Here is a 20,375-nt window from a genome sequence, read left to right on the forward strand (position 1 = left end):
CCCTTCTCCGTTCACGTGCGGCATGACGGCAATGTTGTGGTCGAGGGCTCGCAGCTTCACTGGTGGACCTTCGGTGCCGGACGCACTGACGATGACGGCATGGCGGCAGCGAAGGACCTGATGGAACAGGTCGTGCTCTACGCCGGCAGCATCAGACGCACGTGGCGAGGCGTCACCTTGCTCGACGAACACGGTGACTACTTCTCAGGGCCGATTCCGGGGCCGAGGCTGCCATTCCGGCCCCAACGTCTCTACTTCCGCGCCTACAGCTAGCCTCATCCTGCCCGCACAGAACGCAATTACGTTCAATTCAGATGTTCTGCATTTTCGACGGCCGCCCGATAGGGGATCGTTCACCGGCGCAAGCCTGAATGCTCGTCTGGCACGAGTCGGACATTCATGCCTTTGATTTGCTGGCCCCGTTGATTGCCTCGTTCGCGCCGTTCGGTTCTTCTTGCCGTTCGAGTCGGGGTATCGCCGGGGCGTCGTGGTTCGGGCCACGACACCCCAGCGGGGCGAAGCAGCGTTGCTTCGCGGGGTCTTCACCTCGGCCGCAGCTAGGGACTGCGGGTGCGTCGTGCACGGGTGAAGACGACTAGAGGCGCCAATCCTCGATTCAAAAAGGGTTAAGCAGCAGGCGCGGCGGCAGCGCCCGGTATGTCGAGATGCGCGGCCCCCGCGGTGGCTCACGAGCTTGCGACGGTGCCTTCTACATTGCCTGTGACCCCTGGAATCGTGGTCGGCGAGTCGCAGGTCTCGCCGGGGAGCGGGACGGCGAGTTGCCGTTTGAGGTAGGAGACGAGTTCGTGGTGGGGGAGGCGTTGCAGCGAGATCGGGGCCGGGCGTGCTCCGGGCGGGTGGGGGTCAGGGGCGGTCACGGTCGGCGAGCAGGGGCTCCATGTCCACTTGCTCCGTGTCAGGCAGAGGCGGCCGGGTGGAGGGGGCGATCGGGGCGGTGAGAGCGATGTTCGGGTCAGGCAGTCGCATGGCGGGTCGTGTCCTCGAGGAAGAAGTCGGCGTAGGTGGGCCCCATCGGGACGGGGAAGAGGCGGCGGCGCTGCTCTCGGCGGGCATAGGTGACGATCAGTGCCGGCGGAACGTCGGGCAGCGAGTCGTACCTACGGGCCTGGTGACCAGGTGAGCGCCGCGGCTCGCGTGCGTGGTCAGCCACGAGGTGTGTCGTGATCACCAACGGCGAGACCACGGCAGGAGGCGGTGTCGGCCGAGTGGGCGCGGCCGACCAGAGGGGGTGGGCGGTGCGACGAGGGCTGCTTGCGCCTGGGGGAGGGTGTCGAACGTCCCGACCACGTCGCCGCGGGCGTTCGTGGTGATGAAGGTCCCGACGAGCTGTACGGCGCCGGCGATGTCCTTGCCGGTGCGGCTCGTCCACATGCCGGGGCCCGTCTCGTGCCAAGTCACCGGGGAGGTGCCGGTGCCGGCCGCCCTCGGGGGAGTGTGGTCGTCACGCGGCGTCTCGCACGCTGGCGTCGGTGCGGAGGCGGGCGGCTGCTGTGGCGAGGTCGCCGTAGTCGCCGAGGTACTGGCTGAAGCAGTCGCGTACGTAGAAGTGCTCGCCGTGGTGGTCGATGGTGCCGGCGAAGGCGCCGCCGGTACTGGCGACCCAGAAGCCGGGCTCGGCCTCGGTGAGGGTGGGCGCGGCAGGGCGGATCGTGGGTGCGGGCGCGAGCAGGGTCACGGGTGTCGTTCCTCATTCAAGTCGGGTGGGGAGCGCGCATGCTTCTCGTCGGGTCGAGGGGCAGCAGGAGCGCGTCACTACTAGGTCGCAACGAGTGTGCGATTCGTCACGCCGGGCGTCGACGAATTTCGGCCGAGTCGTGGTGGGGAGCGATTCGCCCCGCTCACGGACGCTTCTCTGCCGGCACGGGGAGCCGCGGACCGGGTAGAACTGACGGGTGTCCGATCAGCCGCGCCGTGTCGACCTCGCGGACGCCGACGACCACACCCTCGTCGAGCGTGCCGGGCACGGTGACGTCCGGGCGTTCGAGGTCCTGGTTCGTCGGTACGGGCCGTTGATGCGTTCCTACGCGCGGCGGGTCCTCGGTCGTTCCGACGACGTCGACGACGTCGTCCAGGAGACCTTCGTCGCGGCGTGGAAGCAGCTGCCCTCGATCGAGGACCCCTCGAAGGTCAAGAGCTGGTTGATGCGCATCGTCAGCAGGCGGTGCGTGGACAGGATCAGGGCCAGGCGTGACCACGACGACATCGCCGACCACGACTCCGAGGGACCCGAGCACGAGACGCCGCACCGTGTCGTCGAGGCCCGGTCGCGGGAACACGCGCTGACCCTGGCGTTGGAGGCGATGCCCGCCCCTCAACGGCGGGCGTGGATCCTGAAGGAGATGGTCGGGCAGTCCTACGACGAGATCGCGGACGACTTGGGTCTTCCCGTGTCCACGGTCCGGGGGCTCCTCTCCCGGGCGCGCAAGAACATGATCAGCGAGATGGAGGGATGGCGATGACCACCGATCTTCCCGACGACCTCGAGGCCGCGGGTGTCAGCGGCGACGACGTCGAGACACTGTCGCTCGAGCCCGACCGGCTCGACGGGCACACCATCGACGAGCTCGCCGACTACCTCGATGCCGGGATGACCCCGGCGGACCCGACGATCGACGACTCACCGGCTTGCCAGAACGTCCTCGATGCCCTGACGAGGGTGCGCATGCTGTCCCACGGAGCGCTCGAGGCCGACGCGCTCGACGAGGACGCGCGCGAAGACGACTGGATCACCGAGATCATCACCAACATCAGCCTCGAAGCGCACGCCGGCCGGGACATCCCCCTCCCGCCGCTGAAGGAGACCGAGAACTCCGTCATCACCGAGGGAGCCGTCCGCAGCATCGTCCGCCGCGCCGGCGACACCGTCGACGGTGTCCTCATCGGGAGGTGCACGCTCGAGGGTGACGTCACCACGCCCGGTGCCCCGGTCGTCGTCCGTGTGTGGGCACGCATCGTCCGTGACCACGGCGCGACGGCGGAGGCCGTGACGGACGCAGTGTGCTCGGCCGTCGAGGAGGCGCTGCGGACGCACACGGAGATGAACGTCGAGAGCATCGACGTCACGATCCGCACGGACGGCGCAGCCCCCGTCCCGGAGGAAGAACGATGACCAGCCACGACCTCGACGACACCGCCCGTGACGCACTCGCCCTCGAACTCGAGGAGCTCGTCGAGGCAATTCCTGGTGTGGCTCACATCTACCAGCCGCGGGCGACCCTGCCCGCTCTCCTGGCTGCCCGGCTGACGCCCGACCCGAGCACACCGCCCCCGCCTCCTCGGGTCGAGATCGGCGACGACGGCGTCGTCGCCCTCACCATCGCCACCGATGCCGACAGCATCTCGCCCGACGTCGCCCACCGCGTCCACGACGCCCTCCTGGAGAGGCTGGGCCGAGCGGGCACGGCAGTCAGGCGGGTCGACGTCCGCATCGCCCGCGTGGACTGACCGAGGGCGGCGACCAAGGGGTCGCCGCGCCTGCTCTCACCGTGCCGCCAGATGACGAAGGCCACGCACGGGCGTCCCGGACTGGGGGTACCACGCATGGTGCACCCGCATACAGTGGCCGAATGCCTGGGGGAGCATCCCTCCTGTACCCCTTCCGAACGAATGGCTCCCCCGTGTCTCTTGCACCTGCGCTGCCAGCCGTGACCCGACGATCAGGCGACGAACTCCTCGCCCTCGTCGGTGAAGGCAACGAGCGGGCCTTCGCTGTCTTCTACGACTGCACCGTGTCCCGGGTCCTCGGGCTCGTGCGCCGCATCCTGGTCGATCCGGCGCAGTCCGAAGAGGTCACCCAAGAGGTGTTCCTCGCCGCCTGGCAGGACGCGCCCCTGTTCGACCCCACCGAGGGCACGGCGGTGGGGTGGCTGCTGATGCGCGCGCGCCGCCGTGCGATCGACCGCGTGCGGTCTTCTCAGGCCGGACGGGACCGCGACGTCGCCGTGGGCATCCGCGACCATGAACCCAGCCGAGACGACGTCGCCGAAGAGGCCGAGATCTCGGTCGAACACCACCGGGTCGCGAGGGCCATGCGAACCCTCACCGTTGCGCACCGCGAGGCCCTCGAGCTGACGTACTACGGCGGCTTCACCCGGTCCGAAGCAGCCGTTCGCGCCGGCGTCCCGATCGGGACGATGAAGACCCGCATCCGGGACGCGCTCGTCGCCCTCCGGAAGCACGTCGACGGATAGGGCCTTCGGGCCATCCGTCCGGGCCGACGCACGGGCATCCGCCTCTCGACGAAGCACCTCGACAGGTCACCTCCTCAGCACGGGCGTTCTGCCCGCAGCAGCGCCCGTCCCGGAATCACCCGTGGAGCTTGTCTTCCCCGCGCTGCCCGTCGACGCCCGTGTCACCCGATGACGGGGCGGTCTTCCGGGTAGTCGTAGAGCAGGGTGCGGCGTCGGACGGCGAGTGCCGACGCGAGGCCGATGGGTCCGACCCGGCCGGCGAACATGAGGGCGGCGAGGACGTACTTCCCGAACGGGTCGAGCTCTTGGCTGAGTCCGACGCTGAGGCCGCAGGTGGCGAAGGCGGAGATCACCTCGAAGAGGATGCGGTCGAGGGGTTCGTCGCTGACGGTCATGATGAGTGCGGTCGCGGCGAGGACGAGGGTGGCGCCGAGGAAGATGACGCTGATCGCGACGCGGAGAGCTGCCTCGGGGACGGTGCGGCGGAACACGCGGACGTTCTTGTCGCCCTTGCCCTCGGCGGCGATCGCGAGGAACAGCAGGGCGATGGTCGTGACCTTGATGCCGCCCGCCGTGGAGGCGGACCCGCCGCCGACGAACATGAGGGCGTCGGTGGCCAGCAGGGTGATGGGGTGGGAGGCGCCGGTGTCGACGAGCGCGAAGCCGCCGCTGCGCATCATGGTCGAGGCGAAGAGCCCGTGGACCAGCTTCTCGCCCGCCGGGAGGTCGCCGATGGTCGCCGTGTTGCTCCACTCGAGGAGCGTCCACACCGCAGCTCCCACGATCAGGAGCCCGGTGGTGACCGTCACGGTCAGCTTCGTGTGGAGGTTCCAGCGTCGCAGGTGGGTCTTGTGCACCATGAGAACCATGAAGACGGGGAAGCCCAGGCTGCCCACGAACACTCCGACCATGAGAGGGACGATGATGGCCGGGTCGGTGGCGAACTGTTCGAGGCCGTCGGCGTGGGTGACGAAGCCGGCATTGTTGAAGGCCGAGACCGCGTAGAAGACACCGTGCCACGTGCCCGAGACGAACGACCCTTCCCGCACGATGAACGCGGGCACGAGCACGAGCGCGAGAGCCGCCTCCACGACGACCGTGGTGAGTACGACGATCTTGAGCAGGGACTGGACCTCGCCGAGCTTGCTGGTGCCGATGCCTTGCTGGGCCATGATCCGCCCGCGTACGCCGAGCTTGTGCGTGACGGCCCGCGACAACAGGAGCGCGATGGTCACGATGCCGAGGCCGCCGACCTGGACCCCGGCGAGGATGACGACCTGGCCGAAGAAGGACCAGTGGGTCGCCGTGTCGACGGTCACGAGCCCGGTGACGGTCATCGCGGACACCGCGGTGAAGACCGCGTCGTGCAGCGGGGTCCTCGTGCCGTCGGCCGTCGCGACGGGGAGTGCCAGCAGGGCGGAGAAAAGCAGGACGACGCCGAGGAAGATCCCCAGCGCGACCAGTGCAGGCGAGCGGCGCAGGACACCCTGCGAGAAGGCAGCGATCCGGGCAGGAGCGGCGGTGCTCTTCGTCTGCGTCGTCACCGGCCCCACAGTAAGACACTTCGCCCGCCGCCCCGCAATGTCGACCGGCGCCGAACGGAGGAACGCGGAGAGAGTCCGCGAGGCCGACCGCGCTACGGTGTGTCCTCCGAGGTGCCGGCGACCTGCCGGGAAGAAGCCGCTCCGCGCGCCGTCACGCTCCGGCTCCGTGAGTCGTTCGTCGCTGCGTTCTTCCTCACCCCTCCGCCCCGAACAGCTCCTGGACTTCGACGAGGGTGTGACAGAGGCGCTGTTCGTCGGGCTGCGAGAGATCGGTCACCGCGTAGGCGTCCGTCACCCTCTGCACGAAGCCGACGAGGACGTCGATCCCGGTCTTCCCGTTCCGGTAGTCGAGGACGCGCCAGGTGCCCTCGGCGATCGGGTCGAGCAAGATCATGGGCATGGCGCGGGGGAGACGGCCGGCGGCAGGGGTTGCTCGATCATCGTGGTCGCCTCTCGGATCTCGATGGCGCCCGGGCGCCACGAGAGTGGTGGGTGGCAGCGGCCTCGTGGGCGAGCCGATGTCGCACGTGACCGGCGACGGAGTCGGCTCGTCCCGTGACGGCGACGAGCAGGACGAAGGCGACGAGGTGAGCGAAACCGCGGGTGGGGATCGGCATGGATCGTGTCTATGCCCGGGGCCGGATGCGCGGAGAGGGGTTGCCGAGAACCCCCGCTCGGAGGTAGGGCCGATCGCGTCGCGGTGACGTCAGTGGAACGGGCACCGGGATGGCGCTCCGGCTGCGCGGACCCGGCCGCCGGACGACGGTTTCGTCGGCAGCCGTCGCCGGTCGACGTCGAGCCCGTCGTCGAGGATCGCCAGGCGAGGGTCGCTGAGCGCCGAGACGGCGGCGGCGAGGCCGGCGATGGCGAGCTTCTCGCCGGGGCATCGGTGTCCGCCCGCGGGGTCCCCGCCACCGTGAGGGATGAACGTCGAGATCGCCTCGTAGTCGTCGACGCCCACGAAACGGTCCGGATCGAACTCGGAGGCGCGGTTCCAGGAGGCGTCATCCGTGTCGGTGCCGAGGATGTCGAGCAGGACCCGCCCGCCGGCGGGGAGCTCCCGTGCGTCGATCTCGACGTCGTGGCGCGCCCAGCCGGGCAGCATCGGGACGAACGGCGCGGTCCGCCGGACCTCCTGCGCGAACGCGACGGCGAGCGGCCCACCGGTCGACGTTCCACGGTCGGTGGCTTCCTCGGCGATCCGCTCTCGCCACTCGGGGTGGTCGTGCAGTGCCTTCGCGGCGAACGCGACGAAGCGGGCCACCGCGATCATCGGGCGGACGCTGTTCTGCAGCTCGATCCCCGCCAGCTTCGCGGGCAGCAGCTCGCCCTCGGGGTCCCGGTGCCGAGCCCACTCGTCGAGGGCCGTGCCTTCCCCAGGCGCGAGAGCGCCGGCGCGAACCGCCTCGACGAGGCGGCGAGCGTGCCGATCGGACCAGGCACGGTTCACCGCTGCCAGCAGGTACTCGGGGGAGTACGGCACACCGAAGCCGTCGACGATCTGCGCGAGGCGGGCCGACCAGCGGGTCCGCGCCTCCGGGGTTCCCGGCAGGCCCGCCCACCTCATGCTCGCGCGACCGAACGCCCCGACGGCCGCATCGTAGGCGGAGCGTCGACCCCCGGACAGCCAGGCATCGATCTCGTGCCGCCACTCCCGTTCGAGCAGGGGCGTCAGCCGGGCGACCTGGTCGTCCTCGTACGCGACGTCGAGGAACGTCGCTTTGCGGTGCCGGTGTTCCGCTCCGTCGAGGCTGTGCACGGACCCGGTGCCGAAGAGCGTCTGCTGGACGATCGCGGGCATGGCCCCGTGCCGAGCGATCTGCCGTTCGTCGTAGAAGAGCTCGACGGCCTCGGCGCCCCGGACCAGCAGCGCCTCCCGCCCGAGCAGGCGGAGAGGCACGGCCCGGGCGCCCGTCCGCGTTCGCTCCCAGAGGCGCGCACCGAAACCGTAACCCCGGGTGAGCAGGGCGATCGAGTCGTCGCGAAGCGGGTTCGTCCTGGGTGTGGAGGGGAACATGCGGCCATCGTGCCAGCGCTCGCGCATTCGCGACCAGGCGATCTCGCCGAGGTCACGGCCGTCCGCCGGGAGCGTCGTCGTCGCCGCCTCGCCTCCCGGCCCCGGTGGGCGTGTGGTGGGCGTGTGGTGTCCGTGAGGAAGACGGCGTTCGGCGTAGGGAAGTCGTAAGGGCCCGCGATCGGCGCTGCGGCGAGGTGTCTACTGACTCGCTGTGCCCACGACGGGCACCGGGCCGTCCGGCCCGTCGATCGTCCTCCTTGGAGTCGTAGTGCTCGACATCGTGTACGTGCTCGCCGTCATCGCTGTGTTCGCAGTGGTGTCCCTCGTCGCGAAGGGGGTCGAGAAGCTGTGATCGTCTTCAGCATCGGAGCCGCCGTCCTCGCCGTGGCCGCCCTGGCGTACCTCGTGTACGCCCTCGTGAAGCCCGAGCGCTTCTGATGGACGCGCTGTTCGGCATCCTCCAGATCCTCACGGTCGTCGTCGTCCTCGTCGTCGTGTACCGCCCCTTGGGTGACTACATGGCGCGGATCTTCACGACGGCGAAGGACGCCCGCGTCGAGCGTGGCTTCTACCGCCTCATCGGCGTCGACTCCGCGGCGGAACAGACCTGGCCCGCCTACCTGCGCGGGGTCCTCAGCTTCTCCGTCGTCGGCGTGCTGTTCGTCTACGCGATCCAACGCCTCCAGGCGTTCCTGCCCTACTCGCTCGGCTTCCCCGCCGTCCCCGAGGGCCTGTCGTTCAACACCGCGGCCTCCTTCGTCACGAACACCAACTGGCAGTCGTACTCGCCCGACGTGACCCTCGGGTACGCGGTGCAGCTCGGCGGACTCGCCGTCCAGAACTTCGTCTCCGCGGCCGTCGGGATCGTGGTCGCCGTGGCCGTCATCCGAGGGCTCGCCCGCGCGAAGAGCGGCACGCTGGGCAACTTCTGGGTCGACCTGACACGCACGCTCGTCCGCCTGCTGCTCCCCCTGGCCGTCGTCGCGGCCTTCGTGCTCGTCGCGGGTGGGGTCGTCCAGAACGTCGCCGGGTTCACCGACGTCACGACCCTCACCGGAGGGACCGCGACGATCCCCGGCGGGCCCGTCGCCTCGCAGGAGGCGATCAAGATGCTCGGCACCAACGGTGGCGGCTTCTTCAACGCCAACAGCTCCCACCCCTTCGAGAACCCCACGCCGTGGACGAGCCTGTTCGAGATCCTCATGATGCTCGTCATCCCGTTCTCGCTGCCGCGCACCTTCGGCCGCATGGTCGGCTCGACGAAGCAGGGCGTCGCGATCGCCGCCGTCATGACGACGATCTTCGCCGTCTCGCTGACCGCCATGACCTGGTTCGAGCTCCGCGGTGCCGGCACCGCCACCCAGCTCGCCGGAGGCGCGATGGAAGGCAAGGAGGCGCGGTTCGGCATCTGGGGATCGACCCTGTTCGGTTCCACCTCGACCCTGACGTCGACGGGGGCGGTGAACTCGATGCACGACTCGTACACCGCCCTCGGCGGCATGATGCCGATGATCAACATGATGCTCGGCGAGATCGCCCCCGGCGGCGTCGGATCAGGCCTCTACGGGATGCTCGTCCTGGCCGTCATCACGGTGTTCATCGCGGGCCTGCTCGTCGGCCGCACCCCGGAGTACCTCGGCAAGAAGATCGGGCCGCGCGAGATCAAGCTCGCCAGCCTCTACATCCTGGTCACGCCGACCATCGTCCTCGCCTTCACGGCGCTGAGCTTCGCGATCCCCGCGGTGCGTGCCGACGTCGAGGGCACGTCGATCTGGAACCCGGGCCTGCACGGCTTCAGCGAGGTGCTCTACGCCTTCACCTCCGCCGCGAACAACAACGGCTCCGCCTTCGCCGGCCTCACGGCGAACACCCCCTGGTTCAACACCACCCTCGGTGTCGCGATGCTGCTCGGCCGTTTCCTCCCGATCGTGCTCGTGCTCGCCCTCGCCGGCTCCTTCGCCGCACAGGACAGGGTCCCCGCCACCGCCGGGACCCTGCCCACCCACCGCCCGCAGTTCGTGGGCCTGCTCACCGGCGTCTCGGTGATCATCACCGCGCTGACCTACTTCCCCGTCCTCGCACTGGGACCGCTCGCCGAAGGGCTGAAGTGACCATGTCCATCACCACCGACACACCGACCACCGACCACGAGCGCGAGGGTGACCAGACCCCGACGAACCGAGGAGGCGCGTTCGGCGCCGCCCAGCTCGTCGCGGCCCTGCCCGGCGCGCTCCGCAAACTCGACCCGCGCGAGATGTGGCACAACCCCGTCATGTTCATCGTCGAGGTCGGCGCCGCCTACACGACGATCCTCGCGATCGCCGGCCTCTTCACCGGTCCCGAGACCTCGGGCGGCTCGCCCGTCCCCGGCTCCTTCACCTGGGCCATCGCCGTCTGGCTCTGGCTCACCGTCGTCTTCGCCAACCTCGCCGAGTCCGTCGCCGAGGGCCGCGGCAAGGCACAGGCCGAGACCTTGAAGGCGACCCGCACCAGCACCACCGCCCAGCGCGTGGTCTCGTACGACGCGACCTCCGACGCCGGTGCCGAGCGCGCCTCCTCGGAGTCGGTGTCCTCGGCCGACCTCACGCTCGGCGACACGGTCGTCGTGACCGCCGGCGAGCTGATCCCCGGCGACGGAGACATCGTATGGGGCATCGCGAGCGTCGACGAGTCGGCCATCACGGGCGAGTCCGCCCCGGTGATCCGCGAGTCGGGCGGCGACCGCAGCGCGGTCACCGGCGGCACCCGCGTGCTGTCCGACCGGGTGGTCGTGCGCATCACGAGCAAGCCCGGCGAGACCTTCGTCGACCGCATGATCCGCCTCGTCGAGGGCGCCTCCCGCCAGAAGACCCCGAACGAGATCGCGCTGAACATCCTGCTCGCGAGCCTGTCGATCGTGTTCGTCGTCGTGACCCTGACGTTGAACCCCATCGCGGCCTACAGCGACGCGTCGGTGAGCATCCCCGTGCTCATCGCCCTGCTGGTCTGCCTCATCCCCACGACGATCGGCGCGCTGCTCAGCGCCATCGGCATCGCGGGCATGGACCGCCTGGTGCAGCGCAACGTGCTCGCCATGTCGGGCCGCGCGGTCGAGGCCGCCGGTGACGTCACCACGCTGCTGCTCGACAAGACCGGCACCATCACCTACGGCAACCGGCAGGCGGCCGAGTTCACGCCGCTCGACGGCATCGCCCGGGCCGAACTCGTCGACGCCGCCGCCCGGTCGTCGCTCAGCGACCCGACCCCCGAGGGCAAGTCGATCGTCGACCTCGCCCTGACGACGGGGTGGCACGACGCCGACGGTCAGCCGGGTGAGATCGTGCCCTTCACCGCCCAGACCCGCATGTCGGGTCTCGACCTGCCCGACGGCACGCAGATCCGCAAGGGTGCCGGCAACTCCGTCATCGCCTGGGTCGAGGAGGACCGTCGTCTCGCCAGCACCGAGCACGACGAACTGCAGACCCGCATCGACGAGATCTCGAACGCCGGAGGGACCCCCTTGGTCGTCGCGATCAAGACCACGGCCTCGGAGGCTCGCGTCCTCGGCGTCGTGTACCTCAAGGACGTCGTCAAGACCGGCCTGCGCGAACGCTTCGCCGAACTGCGCAGCATGGGCATCCGCACGGTCATGATCACCGGCGACAACCCCCTCACCGCCAAGGCGATCGCGGCCGAGGCCGGCGTCGACGACTACCTCGCCGAGGCCACCCCGGAGGACAAGCTCGCCCTCATCCGCCGGGAGCAAGAAGGAGGCGCGCTCGTCGCGATGACCGGCGACGGCACCAACGACGCCCCCGCGCTGGCCCAGGCCGACGTCGGCGTCGCGATGAACACGGGCACCTCGGCCGCGAAGGAGGCCGGCAACATGGTCGACCTCGACAGCGACCCGACCAAGCTGATCGACATCGTCCGCATCGGCAAGCAGCTGCTCATCACCCGCGGCGCCCTCACGACGTTCTCGATCGCCAACGACATCGCGAAGTACTTCGCGATCATCCCGGCCATGTTCGCCGGGGTGTTCCCCGGGCTCGGGCTGCTGAACGTCATGCAGCTGTCCTCGCCGGCCTCGGCGATCCTCTCGGCGATCGTCTTCAACGCCCTCGTGATCGTCGTGCTCATCCCGCTCGCCCTGCGGGGCGTGAAGTACCGGGCGGCGTCGGCGTCGTCGATCCTGTCGCGCAACCTCCTCGTCTACGGACTCGGCGGCGTCGTCGCCCCGTTCGTCGGCATCAAGATCATCGACCTGATCGTCAGCCTGCTCCCCGGCTTCTGAACCGACGCAGACGACGAACGAGAGAGAGACCATGAACACCCGCACCCTGCTCCGCCAGTACGGTGTCGCCCTCCGCGCGATGCTCGTCTTCACCGTCGTCCTCGGCGTGGCCTACACGGCCGTCGTCACCGGGGTCGGCCAGCTCGTCCTGGGCGGCAAGGCGGACGGTTCCGCCGTCCACGTCGACGGTGAGACCGTCGGCTCGTCACTCATCGGGCAGTCCTTCACCGACGCCGACGGTGTCGCCCTGCCCGAGTGGTTCCAGTCGCGGCCCTCGGCTGCCGGTGACGGCTACGACGCCTCCGCCTCGAGCGGCAGCAACTACGGGCCCGAGAACGAGGACCTCATCGCGGCCGTCGAGGAGCGGCGGGCGGCGATCGCCGAGAGCGACGGAGTCGCCCCGGAGGACGTCCCCGTCGACGCGCTCACCGCCTCCGCGTCCGGGCTCGACCCGCACATCAGCCCCGAGTACGCGCGCATCCAGGTCGAGCGGGTCGCCGCGGCACGTGACCTGCCGGTCGCGGACGTCGAGGCGCTCGTGGAGGAGCACACCCAGGGCCGCGACCTCGGCTACCTGGGCGAGCCCACCGTGAACGTGCTCGAGCTCAACGCGGCCCTGGCCGAGACGGGACGCTGAGGCCCGCGCGCCGCGACCTCGAGGTCAGTCGTAGACGCGGCCCAGCACCCACCCGCCGTCGGTGCCGAGGACGACCTCGAACATGTGGGTCGTGTCGTCGTCGTCGGTGGCCTGGAAACGCCAGCCGACGAAGCGACGGGGCGGATGCGTGATGAAGGGGGGCGTCACGGCCGGCTCGACCCGCAGCTCGGTCGGGGTGTCGCTCACCCGCCACCGTCGGCAGGACCAGACCAGCCGCGCCGGCAGGTCGCGCTCGAACCACAGCGCGACGGGCTCGTGGGTGGTCTGGGTGCTCATGTCGTCCTCCTGCACGTTCGAACGTGTGTTCGAACGGATCGAGTGTAGGTCAGGCCGGGAGGGCGGGCAACCAGATCACGATCGTCTTCCCGGACAGGGGGTCGAGCGGGGTGCCCGGGGCTGGATATGATCCGGCGTGACCCGGTGATCCGACCGCCCGGTCCACGAAGGGGACGACCGTGAGCACACCGATCGAGCCGGGCGCACCCGAGCAGCGACCGCAGGGATGGCAGCAGCCCGAGCAGCCGCAGCAGCCGCAGCAGCCGCAGCAGCCGCAGGGGTGGCCCCAGCCCGGGTCAGAGTCGCCCGGCTGGCCGCAGCAGCAGCAGCAGCAGCCCCAGCCGCAGCCGCAGCCGCAGGCCCAGGCCCCCTGGCAGGCGTGGCCGACGCAGGACCCCTACGCCGCGCCTCCTGCGTTCCTCCCCGCCCTGCCGTCGCAGCCGTCGAGGACCCCCTGGGTCCTCGCGATCGTCGGTGCCGCGGTCGTCGCCCTGATCGTCGGCGGCGGTGCCGGCCTGCTCGGCGGGATGTCGCTCGCCGGCGGGTCGGCCGGCTACGGCTACGACGACGGTTCGTCGTACGCCGACGAGGACCCCACCACGTACTTCGGCTCGGACGCGGTCTACGGCGACTACCTCTACCCCCTCGACTTCTCGGGCGTGACCAGCGTCGACGGGCTCGACGTCGGCACCTGCTTCACCGTCGGCGACCTCGGTCGCGAGGGCACCGGCGACGTCGAGACCGCCTCGTGCGACGAGGCCCACGACGAAGAGGCCTACCTGGTGGACGAGCTGGACGGCGGGGCGTTCCCTGGCGGCTACGAGGTCCTGGACGAGGCGGCCGACCTCTGCGACGCGGCCTTCAGCGACTACGTCGGGGCCTCGTACGACGAGTCCCTCGCCGACTACGGCGTGCTCGCCCCCACCGAGAAGGGCTGGGACGACGGCGAGCGCTCGGTCGTCTGCTACGCGTACACCTACGGCACGACCCGCGTCGGCAGCCTGGCGGACTCGGGCGTCTAGGCCGGGACTCCCGGCCCGGGGTCGCTCTCGTGGCGCGCCTCGGCGGCGGTGACGCCCCCGAGCGACCTCACCACGGCCGGCGCGATCGCCTGCCCCCAGCGCCGGTGCATGGTGGCCCACGACAACAGCTCCTGGTGGTACAGCCCCTCGGACCGCCACTCGGGGAACGGCACCCACGATGCGCCGGGCGTGGTCAGGGCGACCCGGGCCGTCAGCGCGTTCAGCCGTTCGATCTGACGGGTCAGCAGTCGCTTGGCCACCGGGGGGATCGGCCGGAACTCGGCCATCGGCGGGATGCCGACGTAGACCATGCGGCAGTCGGGGCCGGCCGTCTCGCGCACCCGGTCGGCGAGACGGCGGAGGTCGGCCTCCCAGGAGGCGCCCCCGGTCGCCAGCAGGACGTCACAGATGCCGAGCAGCACCACCGCCGCCTCCGCGGGCTCGGCCGGCAGCTCGACGCGGGCGGCCTCGGCGGCGGTGAGCACGGGTGCCGAGACCTCGCGCCAGGTGACGCCGCGGCCCCGGGCCGAGCCGACGAGGCGGGCGGTCTGGCTGGCGCAGGTCAGGTCGTGCGCGAGCACGCCGAAGCCCTCGACGGCGATGCTGCCGACGAAGAGCAGGTGCACGGGGTCCGGGCCGTCGACGGTCATGTGGCGGGCGTCGCGGGGGTAGGGCGCCCGCGCCACCTCGCGCCGGTACAGCGCGAGGTGCAGGCGGAAGAGGGGTTGGGAGGCGCGCAGGACGGCCGCGATCAGGCGGCCGTGCGGGCGGGGGGTCGGGGTCTCGACCAGGGGCATGTGCGTTCGCAATCCGTGCAGTGCAGGAGGCGCGGCCTCCGGCGGTCTCGTCCCGAGACCGAGGTCAGTCTGCCGGTCCCCCGAAATGAGGACATTCCCCTTTCGGGGGTGGGTGGCGCAGAAGGCCGGGGAATCAGGCCTCGGAGCCGGCTTGGTCGACGACGGAGAGGGGGCGCTGTCCGCAATGCGAACAGCCCGGTCGAGTAGTTAGAGGGACTAGCTATCCCGTGGTTTCATTCCTATGCACCGACTTCACGGGCGGTGCGGGACGCGACCGGGTCGCGCCCCCTCCGGCAACAGCATCACGGGCAGGCAGCACAGGGCTGCCGAGATCGGACACACCATGACACTCCTCACGCCGTCGCGTCGCCGCATCGACGCGGACCAGAGCCCCTTCTCCGAGGTCCGCGAGACCGAACGCCAGGCGACCCTCTTCGTCATCGCCACGGCGGCCGTCGGCGCCAGCGCGAGCCTCGTCGCCGCCCTCTTCCTCAGCAACGGGCTCTTCCTGTGAACGACGACCTGGTCTACGTCGAACTGGCCCCCACCGAGCCCCTCGACCTGTCGATGCTCTTCGCGGCCGAAGCGGCCTGACCCCTCGAGGCGGGTTGACCCGACGAGGCGGCCCGAGCCGTCCAGGCGGCCCGCCTCGGCCGGCCGGCCACCGCGGGACGTGACGTCCATGCGGTTCCGAGCCGGCGCCTCCTACCCTTGACGCCATGCAGACCCTCGACCCGGCGCGCGCCGATCCGGCCTCACGGCTCGACAGTCGGTACGGCCGGCGGCCGGGCCGGACTCGTCGATCGCGACTGATCGCCCTCGTCGCGGGTGCCGTCGTGGCCGTCGTGGTGGCGGCCTGGGTCGTGCTCGTCGCGTTCGACGGCGACTCGGCCGAGCTCGAGGTGAGCCACTACGGCTTCACCGTCGCGGGCGACGACGCCGTCCAGGTGCAGTACACGATCAACGTCGCGGGCGGCACGGACGTCGGCTGTGCGGTGCAGGCGCTGAACGAGAACCGCGCGGTGGTCGGGTGGAAGGTCGTCGACCTGCCCGCGGTCGACACGTTCACGCAGACCTACACGACCTCGCTCGTGACCAGCGAGCGCGCCGTGACCGGTTCGGCCTACCGCTGCTGGGTGCTCTGACCGGCACCTCCACGAACGACGCGACCCGCGCCTCCTGCAGGAGGCGCGGGTCGCGTTCGTCGGGCGGCGTCACCGCCCGGCCGGGTCAGGAGGCCTGCGGCACCCGGTTCGCCTTCGCCAGGTTGGCGACGAGCTCGTCCTTCGTCTGACGGACGACGTAGGCCGGGCGGTCGCGCTCGACGCGCCAGCTCTCGGACAACGGGCTGACGTCGACGGTGTCGAAGCCGAGCTCGTCGTAGAGGTCGGTCATCAGCGCGACGGCCTCGGGGGAGTCGCTCGACGTGGCGAGGGCGCGGCGGTCGGGGGTGCCGGCCGGGGCGGTGTCGGTCGTGATGTCGTCGGCCGGGATGTGGTTGAAGCCCTTGACGACCGTGCTGGTGGGCAGGTGGCGCTGCAGCATCTCGGCGGTCGTGTCGGTGCCCTCGTCGAGCGCGGTGATGTGGCCGTCGCGCTCGAAGTAGTAGTTGTTCGTGTCGATCACGGTCTTGCCCGCGAGCGGCTCGACGGGCACCTGGTCGACGTTCTTGAGGGGGACGGTGACGACGACGACGTCGCCCGCTTCGCCGGCCTCGGTCGCCGTGGCGGCCCGGGCCTTGGGGCCGAGGTCGGCCACGAGGTCGGCCAGGGTCTCGGGGCCGCGCGAGTTGCTGATCACGACGTCGTGGCCGTGGGCGATGACCGCCCGGGCGACCTGGCTGCCGATGTTGCCTGCTCCGATGATTCCGTAGGTTGTCATGCGCAACGCAACCGATGGCCCGCCCGATGCCTTCCCGACGACGGCGTTCTCCCAGGGCATCGCAAGGTCCGGCCCGCTCGCGCCGGGGTCCCCGGGCGATGGGCGTGACCTCGTCGTGATGCGATCGTCATCCGCCGGACCGTCACGAGATCGCCCCGCATGCGACAGGATGGACCACACACCAGTCACGAGGGGGAGGCGATGGCCGCGCCACAGCAGGACGACGCGCTCGATCGCGTCCTCGCCGAGCGCTACCGCCTGCAGTCCGTCGTGGGCCGCGGCGGCATGGCGACCGTCTACAAGGCCGTCGACGAGAGCCTCAACCGCACGGTCGCGATCAAGGTCTTCCACAGCGCGATGGTCGACCCGGCCCGACAAGAGGCCGAGCTCGGCGTGCTGTCGAGCCTCGAGCACCACGGCCTCGTCGGTCTCTTCGACGCCGGCGTCGAGCAGGGGCCGAACGGTCCGCAACGCTTCCTCGTGATGCCGCTGATCGCCGGCCTCAACCTCGAAGACCGTCTGCGGCACGGCGCGCTCGCCCCGCGGCACATCGCCGAGATCGGCTACGACATGGCCGAGGCGCTCGACTACATCCACGGCCACGCGGTCGTGCACCGCGACATCAAGCCGTCGAACATCCTGCTCGTCGACTACGGCGACCACGAGGCGGCCCGCGCCCGGGCCAAGCTCGCCGACTTCGGCATCGCCCTCACCGAGGACGTCGAACGACTCACCGCCGAGGGGGTCACCACCGGCACCGCGGCGTACCTCAGCCCCGAGCAGGCCGTGGGCGGCCAGGTCGGCCCCCCGAGCGACGTCTACAGCCTCGGCCTGGTGCTGCTGCAGTGCTTCACGCGTCGACGCGAGTTCCCGGGGTCGCTCGTCGAGTCGGCCGTGGCCCGGCTGTCGCGCGACCCGGTGCTGCCCGACCCGCTCCCCGAGCACTGGCGTCACGCCTTGCGGGCGATGACCCGACGGGACCCCGCCGAGCGGCCGACGCGGGCCGAGCTCGTCGCGATGATGCGCGACGTGGTCATCACCGAGACGACCGAGCACCGCGACGCCGTGGGCGACCTGTCGACCGGCGACGGCTCGATGCGCGGGGGCGACACCGAGCCGTTCGACCACAGCGAGGTGCTCGACACCCTGCCCAACGAGGCGCTCGACCGCGTCACCGCCATGGCGGCCCGCCTGTTCTCGGCGCCCATCGCCCTGGCGACCGTCATCGACGACGACCGCACGTGGTTCACGACCCACTACGACCCCGCCGTGGGCGACATCGCCCGGCACATCGACCTCTCGCTCGGGGCCGTCCACTCGTCCGAGCCGCTGGTCATCGAGGACGCCGCGACCGACCGTCGCGTGGCGTCGAGCCCGCTGGTCACCGGTCCGCTCGGCATGCGGTTCTACGTCAGCGTGCCCCTCACCCGGCGCGACGGCCACACGATCGGCACCCTCTCGGTGATCGGGCGCGAGCCGGGCACGGCCAGTGACGAGCAGGTCGCCAACCTCGCCGACCTCGCGGCGCTCGTCGTCGCCCAGCTCGAGCTGCGACAAGAGAGCCTGCGCATCGCCGGCACGACCACCGGCAGCGTCCCGCACGCCGAGCGCGTCGACCTCGACTCCCGCACGCGGAGCCCGTCCGACCGCTGACGTGCGGCAGACTTGCCCGGTGACCGTCGAGCTCGTGCCCTCCGCCGCGAGCCGGCCCACCGCGACCGGGCCCGCCGCCGTGCCCGCCCGCGTCGCCGCCTTCCCCCGCCTGCGCTACATGGGCTCGAAGTACGCGCTGCTGCCCGTGCTGCACGACGTCTTCTCGAGCGTGGCGCCCGTGTCGGCCCGCGAACCCGGAGGCCGAGGAGGCGCGGTGCGGCCCTCGACCGCGATCGACGCCTTCAGCGGGTCCGGCGTCGTCTCGTACCTGATGAAGGCGGAAGGTCGCCAGGTCGTGAGCAACGACTTCCTGGCGTTCCCCGCGGTCATCGCCCGCGCCTCCGTCGTCAACGGGTCGACGACGCTGTCCGACGAGCTCGTCGACGAGATCTGCGGCCCGCCCGCGGACGACCGCGACGTCGTCCGCCGCACCTTCGACGGCGTGTTCTTCTCGGCCGACGACCGGGCGTTCCTCGACTCGGCCTGGTCGCACGTCGACCGGCTCGTCGGTGCCGAGCGCGACCTGGCGATCGCGGGCCTCGTGCTGGCCGCGGCTCGCAAGCAGCCCCGGGGCGTCTTCACCTTCACCGGGGCGCGGTACGACGACGGGCGCCGCGACCTGCGGCTGACCATGGCCGAGCAGTTCCGGGCGGCCGTCCGGGCCTACGGTGCGACGGTGTTCGACGACGGGCTCGCGCACGAGGCCGTCGAGGGCGACGTCGCCGACCTCGGGCGACCACCCGCCGACCTGGTGTACCTCGATCCGCCCTACGCGCCTCCTCGGGACGACGCGGACTACATGAAGCGGTACCACTTCCTGCAGGGGCTGGCCGTGTACTGGCGGGGGCAGACGATCATGACCGAGACCAAGACGAAGAAGATCGCCAAGCTGTTCACGCCGTTCGCCTACCCGCGCACGGTCGACGACGCCCTCGTGCGCACCTTCGAGCAGTTCGCCGACGCCGGGGCGCTCGTGCTGTCGTACTCGTCGAACGCCGTGCCGAGCCGCGAGCGCATCGAGCAGCTGATGCGCACGGTCAAGCCGCACGTCGAGGTGCGCGTGGTCGACCACACCTACAGCTTCGGCACGCACCGCGCGGCGACCCGCACCGCGGCCACCGAGTACGTCTTCGTCGGGAGGGACCGACCGTGACGATCCCCACCTTCGACGAGTACGTCGCCTCGCTCGGCCGCATGACCCCGCACGTCGACCCGACCGCTCCGTCGGCCGCGGCGACCGACCTCGGCCGGGCCGCGGCGAGCCTCGGCGACCTGCCCGTCGTCGACCGCGACCACCTCGCCGAGTGGACCCGGCAGCACCCGGCGTGGGTGCCCGCCCTCGGCCTGGCCGTCGGGCTGTCGCAGGAGAAGCTGCGCAACTCGCTGCGGCACGCCTTCGACACCCCCAGCTGGCTGACGCTCGCGCGCGGACGGGCCGACGAACTGGTCGCCCATCTGGACGACGAGTTCGAGCTCGTCCGCCTCGTCGCGTCCCAGCGGCACCGCACGTACGACTTCGGCGACCTGCTCTCGGCCCGGGCCGGCACCCGGGCGTCGGCGATCCGCGCGGGGGTGTCGGGACGGCGGCTCGAGGACGAGATCGAGGCCATCGCCCGTGACCTCGGACTCGCCTGCGGCACGCGGACGCGGTTCACCGGCCGGGCGAACCGTACGGCGCCGTGCGACCTGGTGATCCCCTCGGCGCAGGAGCCCGCCATCGTGGTCGCGGCGAAGGGGTTCGACTCGACCGGTTCGAAGCTGACCGACGCCGTCCGCGAGATCGAGGAGATGGCCGACGTGCGGCTGCCCCGACAGACCGTCATGGCCGTGATCGACGGCATCGGCTGGAAGAGCCGTCAGGCCGACCTCAAGCGCATCCACCAGCTCTGGGTCGACCAGCAGATCGACGGGCTCTACACGCTGTCGACGCTCGACCGCTTCCGGGTCGACCTGGCCGACGCCGCACGCCTGCGCCGCCTCATCCCGTAGGCCGCGGGCCGCGGCCCGTGGCCCGTGGCCCGTGGCCCGCGGCCCGCAGCCGAG

At 70.9% G+C, this 20,375-nt stretch carries 25 protein-coding genes; 16 read left to right on the forward strand and 9 right to left on the reverse strand.

All coding sequences use genetic code 11. The features are described 5' to 3' along the window. On the forward strand, window positions 1-273 hold a 273-nt coding region (locus IFT36_RS09835; RefSeq protein WP_200413013.1), incomplete at its 5' end, for a hypothetical protein. Between the two features lie 700 nt (window positions 274-973). On the opposite strand, the gene IFT36_RS09840 is transcribed toward IFT36_RS09835, so the two are convergent. The 3 genes from IFT36_RS09840 to IFT36_RS09850 form a co-directional block, all read right to left on the reverse strand. Continuing rightward, window positions 974-1,171: a hypothetical protein gene (locus IFT36_RS09840; RefSeq protein WP_159825896.1), complete on the reverse strand. Its 198-nt coding sequence runs from the start codon at window positions 1,169-1,171 to the stop codon at window positions 974-976. Between the two features lie 14 nt (window positions 1,172-1,185). After that, window positions 1,186-1,392 (reverse strand): hypothetical protein, encoded by a 207-nt coding sequence (locus IFT36_RS09845; protein WP_200413014.1) that lies wholly within the window; start codon window positions 1,390-1,392, stop codon window positions 1,186-1,188. 70 nt (window positions 1,393-1,462) lie between these two features. After that, window positions 1,463-1,696 carry a hypothetical protein gene (locus IFT36_RS09850; protein ID WP_159825894.1) on the reverse strand — a complete coding sequence of 78 codons (234 nt, stop codon included), beginning with the start codon at window positions 1,694-1,696 and terminating at the stop codon, window positions 1,463-1,465. Between the two features lie 217 nt (window positions 1,697-1,913). Here IFT36_RS09850 and IFT36_RS09855 point away from each other — a divergent pair, with 217 nt between their 5' ends. From IFT36_RS09855 to IFT36_RS09870, 4 genes are all read left to right on the forward strand, one after another. Next, window positions 1,914-2,480, forward strand: coding sequence for an RNA polymerase sigma factor (locus tag IFT36_RS09855; protein ID WP_200413015.1), 567 nt, complete (start codon window positions 1,914-1,916; stop codon window positions 2,478-2,480). Then, window positions 2,477-3,130: a hypothetical protein gene (locus IFT36_RS09860; protein WP_200413016.1), complete on the forward strand. Its 654-nt coding sequence runs from the start codon at window positions 2,477-2,479 to the stop codon at window positions 3,128-3,130. The genes IFT36_RS09855 and IFT36_RS09860 overlap by 4 nt, the downstream gene beginning before the upstream one ends. Further along, window positions 3,127-3,465 carry a hypothetical protein gene (locus tag IFT36_RS09865; protein WP_200413017.1) on the forward strand — a complete coding sequence of 113 codons (339 nt, stop codon included), beginning with the start codon at window positions 3,127-3,129 and terminating at the stop codon, window positions 3,463-3,465. The genes IFT36_RS09860 and IFT36_RS09865 overlap by 4 nt, the downstream gene beginning before the upstream one ends. Window positions 3,466-3,665: 200 nt before the next feature. Beyond that, window positions 3,666-4,211 carry a sigma-70 family RNA polymerase sigma factor gene (locus IFT36_RS09870; RefSeq protein WP_236556920.1) on the forward strand — a complete coding sequence of 182 codons (546 nt, stop codon included), beginning with the start codon at window positions 3,666-3,668 and terminating at the stop codon, window positions 4,209-4,211. Between the two features lie 161 nt (window positions 4,212-4,372). Here the strand turns inward: IFT36_RS09870 and IFT36_RS09875 are convergent, their stop codons facing one another. From IFT36_RS09875 to IFT36_RS09885, 3 genes are all read right to left on the reverse strand, one after another. Next, entirely contained in the window at window positions 4,373-5,755 is a 1,383-nt protein-coding gene (locus IFT36_RS09875; protein WP_200413018.1) for a TrkH family potassium uptake protein, read from the reverse strand. 193 nt (window positions 5,756-5,948) lie between these two features. Further along, complete coding sequence (locus IFT36_RS09880; RefSeq protein ID WP_173154481.1) at window positions 5,949-6,155, reverse strand: hypothetical protein; 207 nt, start codon at window positions 6,153-6,155, stop codon at window positions 5,949-5,951. Between the two features lie 306 nt (window positions 6,156-6,461). Then, window positions 6,462-7,772 (reverse strand): cytochrome P450, encoded by a 1,311-nt coding sequence (locus IFT36_RS09885; protein ID WP_200413019.1) that lies wholly within the window; start codon window positions 7,770-7,772, stop codon window positions 6,462-6,464. Between the two features lie 211 nt (window positions 7,773-7,983). Here IFT36_RS09885 and IFT36_RS16910 point away from each other — a divergent pair, with 211 nt between their 5' ends. The 5 genes from IFT36_RS16910 to kdpC are packed head-to-tail and all read left to right on the forward strand — an operon-like array spanning window position 7,984 to window position 12,682. After that, a complete protein-coding gene (locus IFT36_RS16910; RefSeq protein ID WP_156155567.1) occupies window positions 7,984-8,124 on the forward strand; it encodes a hypothetical protein in 141 nt (46 codons plus the stop codon). After that, a complete protein-coding gene (gene kdpF / locus IFT36_RS16915) occupies window positions 8,121-8,210 on the forward strand; it encodes a K(+)-transporting ATPase subunit F (protein WP_071257733.1) in 90 nt (29 codons plus the stop codon). Before IFT36_RS16910 ends, kdpF begins: the two co-directional genes overlap by 4 nt. Further along, window positions 8,210-9,883 carry a potassium-transporting ATPase subunit KdpA gene (gene kdpA, locus IFT36_RS09900; RefSeq protein WP_200413020.1) on the forward strand — a complete coding sequence of 558 codons (1,674 nt, stop codon included), beginning with the start codon at window positions 8,210-8,212 and terminating at the stop codon, window positions 9,881-9,883. The genes kdpF and kdpA overlap by 1 nt, the downstream gene beginning before the upstream one ends. 2 nt (window positions 9,884-9,885) lie before the next feature. Beyond that, on the forward strand, window positions 9,886-12,045 hold the full coding sequence (gene kdpB / locus IFT36_RS09905; protein WP_056049831.1) for a potassium-transporting ATPase subunit KdpB: 2,160 nt from the start codon (window positions 9,886-9,888) through the stop codon (window positions 12,043-12,045). 31 nt (window positions 12,046-12,076) lie between these two features. Beyond that, window positions 12,077-12,682 (forward strand): potassium-transporting ATPase subunit KdpC, encoded by a 606-nt coding sequence (gene kdpC / locus IFT36_RS09910; RefSeq protein ID WP_137847194.1) that lies wholly within the window; start codon window positions 12,077-12,079, stop codon window positions 12,680-12,682. A gap of 24 nt (window positions 12,683-12,706) precedes the next feature. Here the strand turns inward: kdpC and IFT36_RS09915 are convergent, their stop codons facing one another. Further along, on the reverse strand, window positions 12,707-12,979 hold the full coding sequence (locus tag IFT36_RS09915) for a hypothetical protein (protein ID WP_148053659.1): 273 nt from the start codon (window positions 12,977-12,979) through the stop codon (window positions 12,707-12,709). A 179-nt stretch (window positions 12,980-13,158) separates the two neighbouring features. Between IFT36_RS09915 and IFT36_RS16920 the strand changes: the two genes are divergently transcribed. Then, on the forward strand, window positions 13,159-14,001 hold the full coding sequence (locus IFT36_RS16920) for a septum formation family protein (RefSeq protein ID WP_200413021.1): 843 nt from the start codon (window positions 13,159-13,161) through the stop codon (window positions 13,999-14,001). Here the strand turns inward: IFT36_RS16920 and IFT36_RS09925 are convergent. After that, entirely contained in the window at window positions 13,998-14,798 is an 801-nt protein-coding gene (locus IFT36_RS09925) for an SGNH/GDSL hydrolase family protein (protein ID WP_192124974.1), read from the reverse strand. The two genes, IFT36_RS16920 and IFT36_RS09925, sit on opposite strands and share 4 nt — an antisense overlap. Window positions 14,799-15,141: 343 nt before the next feature. Between IFT36_RS09925 and IFT36_RS09930 the strand changes: the two genes are divergently transcribed. After that, window positions 15,142-15,312: a hypothetical protein gene (locus IFT36_RS09930; RefSeq protein ID WP_157485568.1), complete on the forward strand. Its 171-nt coding sequence runs from the start codon at window positions 15,142-15,144 to the stop codon at window positions 15,310-15,312. Between the two features lie 205 nt (window positions 15,313-15,517). Continuing rightward, entirely contained in the window at window positions 15,518-15,943 is a 426-nt protein-coding gene (locus tag IFT36_RS09935) for a DUF4307 domain-containing protein (protein WP_056049814.1), read from the forward strand. An 85-nt stretch (window positions 15,944-16,028) separates the two neighbouring features. Here the strand turns inward: IFT36_RS09935 and IFT36_RS09940 are convergent, their stop codons facing one another. Next, window positions 16,029-16,739 (reverse strand): NADPH-dependent F420 reductase, encoded by a 711-nt coding sequence (locus IFT36_RS09940; protein WP_256415794.1) that lies wholly within the window; start codon window positions 16,737-16,739, stop codon window positions 16,029-16,031. Window positions 16,740-16,880: 141 nt separating this feature from the next. Between IFT36_RS09940 and IFT36_RS09945 the strand changes: the two genes are divergently transcribed. Genes IFT36_RS09945 through IFT36_RS09955 form a run of 3 tightly spaced genes read left to right on the forward strand, consistent with a single transcriptional unit; the run spans window position 16,881 to window position 20,321 of the window. After that, complete coding sequence (locus IFT36_RS09945) at window positions 16,881-18,332, forward strand: protein kinase domain-containing protein (RefSeq protein WP_082460653.1); 1,452 nt, start codon at window positions 16,881-16,883, stop codon at window positions 18,330-18,332. Window positions 18,333-18,351: 19 nt separating this feature from the next. Beyond that, window positions 18,352-19,485 (forward strand): DNA adenine methylase, encoded by a 1,134-nt coding sequence (locus IFT36_RS09950; RefSeq protein ID WP_307785078.1) that lies wholly within the window; start codon window positions 18,352-18,354, stop codon window positions 19,483-19,485. After that, complete coding sequence (locus IFT36_RS09955; RefSeq protein WP_277959221.1) at window positions 19,482-20,321, forward strand: hypothetical protein; 840 nt, start codon at window positions 19,482-19,484, stop codon at window positions 20,319-20,321. Before IFT36_RS09950 ends, IFT36_RS09955 begins: the two co-directional genes overlap by 4 nt. Window positions 20,322-20,375: the final 54 nt, after the last annotated feature.

It is taken from the genome of Frigoribacterium sp. CFBP 13605 (genome assembly GCF_014839405.1).
Taxonomy (GTDB): domain Bacteria; phylum Actinomycetota; class Actinomycetes; order Actinomycetales; family Microbacteriaceae; genus Frigoribacterium.